11 protein-coding genes, 4 tRNA genes and 1 pseudogene are annotated in these 11374 nt (G+C 29.4%); 3 read left to right on the top strand and 13 right to left on the bottom strand.

Annotation, left to right across the window (positions count from 1 at the left end):
• Positions 1–226 precede the first annotated feature (226 nt).
• Positions 227–880: a Crp/Fnr family transcriptional regulator gene (locus ACRC8M_RS06480; RefSeq protein ID WP_438528385.1), complete on the bottom strand. Its 654-nt coding sequence runs from the start codon at positions 878–880 to the stop codon at positions 227–229.
• Positions 881–979: 99 nt separating this feature from the next.
• Between ACRC8M_RS06480 and aroE the strand changes: the two genes are divergently transcribed.
• Positions 980–1783: a shikimate dehydrogenase gene (gene aroE / locus ACRC8M_RS06475; protein WP_438528384.1), complete on the top strand. Its 804-nt coding sequence runs from the start codon at positions 980–982 to the stop codon at positions 1781–1783.
• Between the two features lie 19 nt (positions 1784–1802).
• Positions 1803–2156, top strand: coding sequence for a zf-TFIIB domain-containing protein (locus tag ACRC8M_RS06470; protein WP_438528383.1), 354 nt, complete (start codon positions 1803–1805; stop codon positions 2154–2156).
• Between the two features lie 50 nt (positions 2157–2206).
• Here ACRC8M_RS06470 and leuS read toward each other — a convergent pair whose 3' ends face one another.
• The 4 genes from leuS to ACRC8M_RS06450 form a co-directional block, all read right to left on the bottom strand.
• Complete coding sequence (leuS, locus tag ACRC8M_RS06465; RefSeq protein WP_438528382.1) at positions 2207–4819, bottom strand: leucine--tRNA ligase; 2613 nt, start codon at positions 4817–4819, stop codon at positions 2207–2209.
• Between the two features lie 75 nt (positions 4820–4894).
• Positions 4895–5605 carry a 23S rRNA (guanosine(2251)-2'-O)-methyltransferase RlmB gene (gene rlmB, locus ACRC8M_RS06460; RefSeq protein ID WP_438528381.1) on the bottom strand — a complete coding sequence of 237 codons (711 nt, stop codon included), beginning with the start codon at positions 5603–5605 and terminating at the stop codon, positions 4895–4897.
• Between the two features lie 12 nt (positions 5606–5617).
• Positions 5618–6889 (bottom strand): UDP-N-acetylglucosamine 1-carboxyvinyltransferase, encoded by a 1272-nt coding sequence (murA, locus tag ACRC8M_RS06455; protein WP_438528380.1) that lies wholly within the window; start codon positions 6887–6889, stop codon positions 5618–5620.
• Position 6890: 1 nt separating this feature from the next.
• A complete protein-coding gene (locus ACRC8M_RS06450) occupies positions 6891–7454 on the bottom strand; it encodes a DUF1694 domain-containing protein (protein WP_438528379.1) in 564 nt (187 codons plus the stop codon).
• A gap of 103 nt (positions 7455–7557) precedes the next feature.
• Here ACRC8M_RS06450 and ACRC8M_RS06445 point away from each other — a divergent pair, with 103 nt between their 5' ends.
• A complete protein-coding gene (locus tag ACRC8M_RS06445; RefSeq protein ID WP_438528378.1) occupies positions 7558–8373 on the top strand; it encodes a carboxypeptidase-like regulatory domain-containing protein in 816 nt (271 codons plus the stop codon).
• Between the two features lie 41 nt (positions 8374–8414).
• Here the strand turns inward: ACRC8M_RS06445 and ACRC8M_RS06440 are convergent, their stop codons facing one another.
• The 8 genes and pseudogenes from ACRC8M_RS06440 to ACRC8M_RS06405 form a co-directional block, all read right to left on the bottom strand.
• A complete protein-coding gene (locus tag ACRC8M_RS06440) occupies positions 8415–9764 on the bottom strand; it encodes a glucose-6-phosphate isomerase (RefSeq protein ID WP_438528377.1) in 1350 nt (449 codons plus the stop codon).
• Positions 9765–9785: 21 nt separating this feature from the next.
• On the bottom strand, positions 9786–10238 hold the full coding sequence (locus ACRC8M_RS06435) for an S-layer homology domain-containing protein (RefSeq protein WP_438528376.1): 453 nt from the start codon (positions 10236–10238) through the stop codon (positions 9786–9788).
• Positions 10239–10325: 87 nt separating this feature from the next.
• Positions 10326–10400 (bottom strand) — tRNA-Cys (locus tag ACRC8M_RS06430).
• A gap of 15 nt (positions 10401–10415) precedes the next feature.
• A tRNA-Phe gene (locus ACRC8M_RS06425) sits at positions 10416–10491 on the bottom strand.
• 5 nt (positions 10492–10496) lie between these two features.
• A tRNA-Asp gene (locus tag ACRC8M_RS06420) sits at positions 10497–10573 on the bottom strand.
• Positions 10574–10579: 6 nt separating this feature from the next.
• Positions 10580–10655, bottom strand: a tRNA-Val gene (locus ACRC8M_RS06415).
• 60 nt (positions 10656–10715) lie between these two features.
• Complete coding sequence (gene ispF / locus ACRC8M_RS06410) at positions 10716–11192, bottom strand: 2-C-methyl-D-erythritol 2,4-cyclodiphosphate synthase (protein WP_438528375.1); 477 nt, start codon at positions 11190–11192, stop codon at positions 10716–10718.
• A 9-nt stretch (positions 11193–11201) separates the two neighbouring features.
• Positions 11202–11374 (bottom strand): annotated as a pseudogene (locus ACRC8M_RS06405) (D-glycero-beta-D-manno-heptose-7-phosphate kinase); the annotation flags it as partial.

The following is an 11374-nucleotide window of genomic DNA, read 5'->3' as shown; positions in this document are numbered from 1 at the left end:
AGCCAGGATCAAACTCTTCATTCAAATATATTTAAAGTCCTAAGACTTACGTTTACACCATTTATTGGTTTGCCATTTCTGGCGTTTTGTTATTTTCATAACTTCTGACTATTTTCTCTATTCGGTTGTTAATGTCCTTTGATTTTTACCGTGGCGGTTGTTCCCGCTACAAGAAGTATATTACCACAATATTTGTATTCTGTCAACACTTTTTTTATTTTTTTATTTAAATTTTTTCTTTATTTAAAACGAATTTATTTTTTCCATCTCTTCTTAAAATTTCTTCCTCAACAAATTCGCTAATAACTCTAGATAAAGATGGCCTACTTACACCAAATAATTCAGCTAACTCTTTAATAGAATGTTTAAAAATAACTTTATTATTTTGTGTATTTTCTAATATATAATCCAACATTTTTTCTTTTATTGTTTTATTATTAAAACTTTTCCATACTTTATTTGATAAAAATTGTGTTTTATCTGAAATTTCATTAAGAAAATTTATTAAAAATTTTTCATTGGCATTAAATGCTTTTAATAGATTATTTTTATCTATATGTAATAACTCTCCCTCTTCTAAAACGATTAAATCAACGGGTAAATTATTCTCCTTTCCAAATATAAAGGCCGAACCTAAAATATCTCCATTTGATAAATTTTCAATTTTTTGTACATCTCCATTTTCTTTTAACATTTCAGCACTTAAAAGACCCTTAATAATTATAGATAATCCATCTACTTTTTCATCTCTAAAAAATAGTATATCATTTTTCTTAAACTGTTTTATTTCACACTTTATTTTTTGAAATAATTTATCTAATTCTTTTTCATCTATCTCTTTAAATAATTTAAATTTAACTAAATTTTTTAAATCAACCATAATTTCCTCCGCTACAACTATCTTTACAATACTTTTAGTATTATAATATCATTGTTTATTAGAAAAAATAATACTATAATTATAATATGAGGTGATTTTATGAAAAAATTTGGTTTATTAGGAAAAAATATTTCTTATACATTCTCACCAACCTTACATAATAAAATTTTTGAACTATACAATATAAATGCACAATATGAAATCTATGATTTAAACAACGAAAATGAGATTAAAGAATTTTTAGAAGTTTTAAAACAAAAAAGTATTTTAGGAATTAATGTTACAACTCCATATAAAACATCTATTTTAAAATTTATAGATATTTTATCTCCAGAAGTTCAAGCTATTGGAGCTGCCAATTGTATAAAGTTTGAAAAAGAAAAACTTATTGCCTACAATACTGATTATTTTGGACTTATAAAAACATTTGAAAAAATGGGATTGACTTTAAAAAATAAAAAAGTTGTTATTTTAGGTACTGGTGGAGCAGCAAAAGCTTGTATTAAAGCACTTTTAGATTCTGGGGCTATTGTCTATGTTGTTTCTAGAAATATTATTAATGCAGAAAATGAATTAAAAAATGTATTTTTACTTTCATACGATGATTTAGAAAAAACTTCTGGCTATTTACTTATAAATGCCACTCCTATTGGGACTACCCCTAATATTAACGTCTCACCAGTTAAGAAAAATATCGTACAAAATTTTGATTTTGTTTTGGATCTAATATATAATCCTAAAGAGACTCTATTTTTAAAATATGCTAAAGAGTTAGGAAAATCTTTTGAAAATGGTTTATATATGCTAATCTCTCAAGGAATAAAATCTCAAGAGATTTGGAATGAAAAAGAATTTAATTACGAACAAATATATAATGAACTCATTAATAGAATTTATAAATAACATTGGAGGCTTTTTAAATATGAAAAAAATTGTTATCACTTGTCCTAAGTGTAAAGAGAAAATGAAAATAATGGATAAAGTTGCAAAATATAGATGTCCAAATTGTAAAGAAATCTATAAATTTACTTGGTATAGAAAAATAATTCAAAAATTTATTGGTTTTTTTCAAGGAATTATTCAAACTTTTGTTGATATAAAAAATAACTTTATAACAAAATATAAAAATACAAAATCTACTTATAATTATATGAAACAAATGAAAACTAATATGAAAAATAATCCAAACTGGTCAAATTATCACAGAGAACAAGCTGAAGAAAAAAGAATGAAAAATGCCCAAAAACCAAGTTTTTGGGATAAATTTAAAAAGTAAAATTTTAATAAAAAAAGGAGAGTTTTTCATGCTCTCCTTTTTTCTTAAATTTATTTTACTACAATATTTACAATTTTACCTGGAACAACTATTATTTTTATAACTGTTTGTTCTTCAATAAACTTCTTAACATTTTCTATTTCCAATGCCTTTTTCTCTAACTCATCTTTAGAAATAGTTCTTTCCACTTCTAAAGTTCCTCTTAATTTTCCATTAACTTGAACAGCTATAGATATTTCATCTGCTACAGTTAATTCTTCCTTATGAGTTGGCCATGATTCTAAGAATAACATACCTTTATTTCCCATCTCTTGCCATAATTCATCACAGAAGTGAGGAGTAAATGGTGATAACATAATAACAACATTAACCATCGATTCTCTAAATATTTTTTTAGATTCTGATGTTTCTTTATCTGTTCCTAAAATTTGAGTCCTAAAGTCTTGCATCTCATTCAATAGCTCCATCGTTGCTGCTATTGAAGTATTAAAATGATAATCAGCTTCAATTGACTCAGTTACCTTTTTGATTGTTTGATGTAATTTTCTAACTAATCCTTTATCCTCTTTACTTAATTTTGTGTAATCAATCACTGTTGAATCTGCTAAATATTCTTTATTTTCAAGAACTAATCTCCAAATTTTATTTAAAAATCTTGCCGCTCCTGCTAATCCATTTTCATTCCACTCTAACTCTCTCTCAGGTGGTGCAGCGAACATTATAAATAATCTAGTTGTATCTGCTCCATATTTATTTATCATAATTTCTGGATCTACACCATTATTTTTCGATTTTGACATTTTTTCAACTTTAACTTGTACCTCTTCACCAGTAGTCTTTAAGAAGGCTTGAGTTCCCTTCATTTCAACCTCGTCTGGATATAAGAATCTATTTTCATTTGCTGAATAATATGATGGTCCTAATACCATTCCTTGAGTTAATAATCTCTTAAAAGGCTCATTTGATGACAATAATCCCATATCTCTTAAAACTTTTGAGAAGAATCTTGAATATAATAAGTGCATTACAGCATGCTCTATTCCACCTATATATTGATCTACAGGAACCCATCCATCAACAATATCCTTTTCAAATGGTAAGTTTGTGTTTTTAGGATCACAATATCTTAAAAAATACCAAGAAGAATCTACAAATGTATCCATAGTATCAGTATCTCTTCTTGCAGGTCCACCACAACAAGGACATATTGAATGCTTGTAACTTTCTGATGTTTCTAAAGGATTTCCATTTCCTGTGAATTCTACATCTGTTGGTAATAGTACTGGAAGATTCTCATCTTTTTCCATAACTACTCCACACTTTTCACAGTATAAAGCTGGAATTGGTGTTCCCCAATATCTTTGTCTTGAAACTCCCCAATCTTTCAGTCTATATTTTGTTGTTCTTTCTCCAAATCCTTTTTCTTCTACACACTCTGCTATTTTAACTAGAGCTTCTTTTGACGATATTCCATTGAACTCTTCAGAATTAGTCATTACTCCAGAACCAACAAAAGCATTCTTCATCTCTGACGCTACTATTGCAATTTCCTTTTTTGTTTCTTTATCTATTGGGTTAATTACAACTTTTATTGGTAAATTATACTTTTTAGCAAAAGCAAAATCTCTTTCATCATGAGCTGGTACAGCCATAACAGCTCCAGTTCCATAGTTCATTAATACATAGTCAGCTATCCATAGCTCAACTTTTTCTCCATTTATAGGATTTATTACATGCCAACCTGTATTAATACCATTTTTCTCTTTTCCTTCAGCTGTTCTTTCAATCATATCAGTATTTTTCATTGTAGACACAGCTTCTTTTATACTTGAATTAGTTTTCATAATTTCATCCACTAATGGATGCTCTGGAGCAATCACAGCATAAGTAACACCAAATAGTGTATCAACTCTTGTTGTAAATACTGGTAGATTTTCATCTTTTTCAACCAACTTAAAGTTTACTTCTGTTCCAAAAGATTTTCCAATCCAGTTTTTTTGCATTGTTAAAACTTTTTCTGGCCATCCACCAGCTAGTTCTTTATGTCCCTCTAATAGTTCCTCTGCATAATCTGTTATTTTAAAGAACCATTGCTCTAAATCTTTTTGAATAACAGGAGTTTTAGAGTGTCTCCAGCACATTCCATCTTCAACTTGTTCATTTGCTAAAACAGTTTGACAATCTGGACACCAGTTTACAGTTGATTTTTTCTTATAAACTAACCCCATCTCAAACATTTTTTTAAATATCCATTGATTCCATCTATAATACTCAGGAGTATAAGTAGCTATTTCTCTATCCCAATCGTACGATAACCCCATCATTTTTAATTGTCTATTCATATTATCTATATTTGATTTTGTCCATAACGCTGGGTGTGCACCATTTTGAATTGCAGCATTCTCTGCAGGTAATCCAAACGAATCCCATCCCATTGGATGTAGTACATTATACCCTTTCATTCTTTTATATCTTGCTATAACATCTCCAATTGTGTAGTTTCTAGCGTGACCCACATGCAGTTTTCCAGATGGATATGGTAGCATCTCTAAAACATAGTAGTTTTCTTTTCCTTCAACTTTATTTTCAGTTTTAAATATATTTTCTTCTTTCCACTTTTGTTGCCATTTTTCTTCAATTTGGCTAAAATTATATTCTCTCATCTCTTCACCCCATTAACTTTAATTTTATCTCATAATATAGCATAAAAAAACCTGTACTTCCACAGGTTTATTTATTTAATATAAATTTTTTGCTATCTCAGAAAGTATTATTCCTCCAGCTACAGAAACGTTTAATGAGTTGATTTTTCCATGCATTGGTATTTTAACTAAAATATCACAGTTTTCTTTTACTTTCTTTCTTATTCCTTCACCTTCACTACCTAATACAAGAGCTGTTTTATTAGGATATTTCTCTTCATGATAATACTTACTTCCTGATCCTTCAGCACCATAAATCCAGAAATCTAACTTTTTTAACTTTTCTATTGCATCAGATATATTTGTCACTTTTACTATATCAACATGTTCAATAGCTCCAGTTGATGTCTTAATAACAGTTTCGTTTATTTTAACCGAATTTCTTTCTGGAATTATAATTCCTTTTACCCCAAATATTTCAGCACTTCTAATTATAGCTCCAAAATTTCTTGGGTCTTGAACTCCGTCTAGAATTAAAACTATTGATTTTTCATCTCTAGCTATCTTTTCTAAAAACTCTCCTAACTCAATATAATAGTCGTAGTCATTTAAATATGCTACTACACCTTGTGAGTTTTCCTCTTTTTTTCCAACTTGAAATAACTTTATATTTCTAGCTGAAGCTAAAGCTTTTAATTTACCTAATTTCTCTTCTCTCATTCCTTTAAATATTTCAATTTTTTCGATATTGTTAGATTTATTTTGTAACAACTCTATTACAGGATTTATTCCTATTACTTTTTCCATTTTCTCACCCTTTTATATTTCTACTTTTATTCTTTCTATATCTGCACCTAGCGCTTTTAACTTTATCTCTAGGTTTTCATACCCTCTATCTACATGATAAATTCTGTTTACTATAGTTTCTCCATTTGCAAGTAATCCAGCTAATATTAAAGAAGCTCCTGCTCTTAAATCACTAGCCATAACTTCCGCTGATGAAAATACTTCTATTCCATCAATTCTTGCTATATTAGCATCTGTTGAAATGTTTGCTCCCATTCTATTTAATTCAGGGACATGCATAAATCTATTTTCAAATATTGTTTCTTTTATTTCACTTGTTCCCTTCACTAAACACATTAGTGTCATCATCGGAGACTGTAAATCTGTAGGAAACCCTGGATGTGGCATTGTTGTAGCTTTAACAGCTTTTAAATCTTTTAACTTAGTTTTTGTTGTTAAAACATCTCCATCAATATCAAACTCAGCTCCCATCTCCTCAAGTTTTGATATAAAACTTTCTATATGGTCTCTTATAACACCTTTTACAGTTATAGCTCCATCAAACATAAGTGATGCTACTACAAAAGTTCCCGCTACTATTCTATCTGGAATTATTGAATACTCACAAGGAAATAGTTCCTCTACTCCTTGAATCTCTAATCTTCCACTTCCAACTCCCTCTATTTTTGCTCCCATTTTATTTAAAAAATTACAAAGATCATCTATTTCAGGCTCTCTTGCTGCGTTCTCAATAATTGTTTTTCCTTTTGCTTTTACTGCTGCCATGATAACATTTTCTGTTGCTCCAACACTTGGAAAATCAAATACAACCTTTCCACCTATAAGTTCTTTGGCTTCTCCTTCAACATATCCATGATCTATCTTTATCTCAACACCTAACGCTTCAAATCCCTTTAAATGTAGGTCAACTGGTCTTGAACCTATTGCACATCCTCCAGGTAATGATACTTTTGCTTTTTTCTCATGAGCTAACATTGGTCCCATAACTAAAAAAGACGCTCTCATTTTTTTTACTAAATCATACGATGCAACAAGTGATTTTAGTCCATTATTAACTACTTTATATGAATGCTCTCCTATCTTTTCAATTTCAAGTCCTAAGCTTTCTAAAAGTTGAACAAGAGTAACTATATCCCTTAAGTTTGGAACATTATTTAATATATAAGTTCCTTTTTCAATTAATGTAGCTACAAATATTGGTAAAGCCGCATTTTTTGCTCCTTCTACTCTTAACTCTCCACTTATTTTTTTTCCACCTATTATTTTAAATGCCTCTACGCTCATGCTATCTCTCCTTTTTGTCAAATCTGTCTATTGGGCAAACCTTTCCAAATAATCTATCAAAAAAATTCATCTCTTGAAATTTATCCAATCGTTCTGGTAGTTTTGCTTTTAATTCTTTATAATGTTTTGGACATATTTTATGTCCTTCGCCATATATAAAAGCTTCACTTAATCCAGCATCTGTATATATTTTAGTTGCACTTTCCAATACAACATCTTTATTTTCATTATCTAAAGGATCTTGAGAAACAACAACTAATCCAATATTTCCTCTAAAAGTAATATCGTCTACAAGTGTATATCTAAGTCCTATTTTTTCAGCTTCATCTATATATGGTTTAATTGAATCAAAAGGAATATCTCTTCTAATCTTTAGTAAAACAGCTTTTGTATCCTTCATAGCTTCTTTTATTTCATTATGAATTAAATTTCTTTCAATCTCTTGTTTTTCCAAAGCAGCTAAAATATTTTCTTTAAACTCTCCTAAATAAATTAGCTTTTCTGTTTGAGTTTTTAAGAAGTGTAACTTTGCTTTTTCTCTTTCGTTTATTATATCATCTACCAACTAAAATCACCTTCTATAAAAAATTTATTTTTATTAATAATTATAGCATATAAAATCAAAAAAGTGATATAATTAAATATAACATTAATGCAACGGAGGTTCTATGAGATTTAGACTTTTTCTATGTTTTATCTTTGTAATTTCACTTAGTGTTTTAGCACAAAATAAAACTATTACCATTTCTGGTTTTGTTACTGATAAAGAGTTTAGATTAGGAGATGCTACTGTATGTTTTTTCAATAGTTCTAACCAAGTTAAATGTATAAAAAGTGATATTAATGGAGAATTCTCCATAGAATTACCTGAAAATAAATATAGAGTTACTGTTAAAAAGGATGGATATACATCACTTGTTGGTGATAACTTTTTTGTTGATTATATCTTTAACCCACCTAAAAACTTAATTTTAAATATGACTGATAATAAAATTTCGATTTACGGTAAAGTTATAAATAATTTTGGTGAACCCATTAAAGATGCTCAAGTTAAAGTTAAAATTGGAGAAAATCTCTTAGATATAAATACAAATACAAATGGAATTTTCTTTTTTCAAGGACATGTTGGATTAACATCTATTTTTGCTCAAAAACCTGGTTTTTATGGAAATGGTGTTTCCATGTTAATTCAAAATGAAAAATTTATTAATGATATTTCAATCGTTCTTGAAGCTAAAACATTTTATATATCTGGAGCTTTAGTTCAGGGAAATAATTATTTAAAAGAAGTGGAGCTAGAATTGATTAATGGAAGTAACAATAAAATTATTGCTTCATTAAGAACTTCTAAAGATGGACTTTTTGAATTTAGAGATATTTTAAACTACGAAAAAGCTTATTTTAGAGTTCCTAGCCTAGGATATAAAAGTGCTCCTTTTACTATCAATAAAGATTTAAGACAATTTAATATATTTGTAAATTAAAAAGAAGCTCATTTTATTTTTTGAGCTTCTTTATTTTTTAACTATTTATTCAATCTCTTGTTCAATTCCTCAGCCTGTTTTTCAAATCCTTTTTTTCCTAATAAAGCAAACATGTTGGCTTTATAGGCTTCTACTCCTGGTTGATCAAATGGATTTACTCCAAGTAAATATCCACTTACCCCACAAGCTTTTTCAAAGAAATAGAACATATATCCTAAGTGATATGGTGTAGCTTCTGGTAAGTTTATTATTAAATTAGGAACTCCTCCATCTACGTGAGCTAAAACTGTTCCTTGAGCTGCTTTTTTATTTACAAAATCCATTCCTTTTCCTGCTAAATAGTTTAATCCATCTAAATCTAACTTATCAGCTTCTATTATTACGTCACATTCAGGTGTTTCTATATTTACTAATGTCTCTATTAAAATTCTTTTACCATCTTGTATAAATTGTCCCATAGAGTGTAAATCTGTTGAAAAATCTGCTGCTGCAGGTAATAATCCTTTTCCATCTTTTCCTTCTGATTCTCCAAATAACTGCTTCCACCACTCCCCAATATAATGTAATCTTGGTTCATAGTTAATTAACATCTCTACATCTTTACCTTTTCTATTTAAAATATTTCTTATTGTTGCATATTTTAAACAATCATTGTTTTCATAAGGAGTTTTATAATCCTCTTGAGCATCTCTTGCTCCAGCCATTAACTCATCTATATTAATTCCTGCTGCTGCAATTGGTAATAACCCAACTGCTGTTAAAACAGAAAATCTTCCTCCCACATTATCAGGTACAACAAATGTTTCATACCCTTCATCTGTTGCTAACTTTTTAAGTGCACCTTTACTTGCATCTGTTGTTGCATATATTCTTTTTCTTGCAGCTTCAACACCATATTTTTCCTCTAAATGCTTTTTAAATACTCTAAAAGCAATAGCTGGTTCTGTTGTTGTTCCTGATTTTGAAATAACATTAATAGAATAATCCCTATCTCCAATTATTTCTAATAAATCACTTATATATTTTCCTGAAATATTTTGTCCTGCAAAATAAATCTCAGGTCCTTTTCTTTTTGATTTAGGTTGGTTATTATAAAAAGTATGCGATAAAAATTCAATAGCTGCTCTAGCTCCTAAATAAGAACCTCCAATACCTATAACTATTAAAACTTCTGAATCATTTTTTATTTTTTCTGCCGCATCTTTTATTCTATTAAACTCTACTTTATCATAGTTAGTTGGTAAATCAATCCAACCTAAAAAATCATTTCCTGCTCCTACTCCATTCATTAAAGTTTCTGTAGCAAGTTTACATTGAGCTTCCATTAACGATAATTCATCCTCTTTAAAAAATCCTAGTGCATTTGAATAATCAAATGATAACTTTTTCATAATATATAACCTCCATATTAATTAGATACCTACATTTTTTTCTAAAACTTCTATTCTTTTTCGTAATTCATTTACTTGTTTTTGAGTTTCATCATTTTTTTGTCGAATCACTTCAATATCAACTCTCATATTTTCTATTTTTCCATTAAATAAATCTGTATCAAAGCCAATTTTTGTTAGTTCTCTAGAAAATTCATAAACTAAACTTTCTAAAATAACTAAATCACCTCTATTAGCTTTTTTTTCATTCAATGTATTAAAAGTTCTATTTAATTCTTCTGCAAAACTATACCTTGAAACTGGAAACTCTCCTTTAAACAAAAAACTTTCCTCTGATATTACTCCTTCATTTACAAGATTTTGAATCGCTTTGTATGCCCAATGATTTTTAGGAACATCTTCGAATATAAGTTCTTTTCCTTGTCCATATGCTAATGCTATCAGTGTAAAGTATATCACAATTATTTTCTTCATACACTACCTCTTTATGGTTAATTTTTTTTCAATTATAGCACAAAGAATAAAAAAAAACAGCCCTAAAGCTGTTTAAGATTCTTATTTTGGAGGCGACGACCAGATTTGAACTGGTGAATAGAGATTTTGCAGACCTCTGCCTTACCACTTGGCGACGTCGCCTTCTATAAAATTGAATGGTGCCCAGAGGCGGAATCGAACCACCGACACGGGGATTTTCAGTCCCCTGCTCTACCGACTGAGCTATCTGGGCAATAATGGCGGGAGTGACGAGGGTCGAACTCGCGACCTCATGCGTGACAGGCATGCGCTCTAACCAACTGAGCTACACCCCCATTATATGGTGGAAACAACTGGACTTGAACCAGTGACCCCCTGCTTGTAAGGCAGGTGCTCTCCCAACTGAGCTATGCTTCCTTGAAGACAACACTAGTATAGCACAATCTATTCACTAACGCAACTATTTTTTTATATTTTTTATTTTTTTTGTAAAAGAACAACACAATAAGATTTTATTCCTTCTTCATTGCCTGTAAATCCTAGTTTCTCTTCTGTAGTAGCTTTTATACTTATATTTGAAATTTCTGTTTCTAACACTTTAGAAACTTTATCTCTCATTTCATCTAAATAAGGTTTTAATTTAGGGTTTTGAGCAACAATTATACAATCTAAATTTATAATTCTATATCCTCTTTCTTTAATTAAACTAAAAACCCTTTCTAAAAGTATCATACTATCTATATCTTTATATTCATTTGATGTATCTGGAAAATGTTGACCTATATCTCCTAAAGCTAAAGCTCCTAAAAGAGCATCCATTATAGCATGAATCAATACATCTCCATCTGAATGACCTAAGACACCTTTCAGGTGAGGTATCTCTACCCCACCTAAAATTAATTTTCTTCCCTCTACCAATCTATGAACATCATAACCATTTCCAATTCTCAACATAAATACTACCTACTTCCACTCATTATAAATTCTATTATAAAACTCTAAAATCTCTTCAGTTGTAACTGTTGATGTTCCCATTTTTCCTACTACTACACCTGCTGCAGTATTTGCTATTTTAGCAGCTTCATGCAATGTTACACCCGCTGCACTGGCTAGTGTAAATACAGATATAACCGTAT

This window comes from Cetobacterium sp., from assembly GCF_051653945.1.
In the GTDB taxonomy this organism is placed as follows: Bacteria; Fusobacteriota; Fusobacteriia; order Fusobacteriales; family Fusobacteriaceae; genus Cetobacterium_A.
The sequence above is the reverse complement of the archived record's forward strand: the minus strand, read 5'-3'. Positions and strand labels throughout refer to the sequence as shown.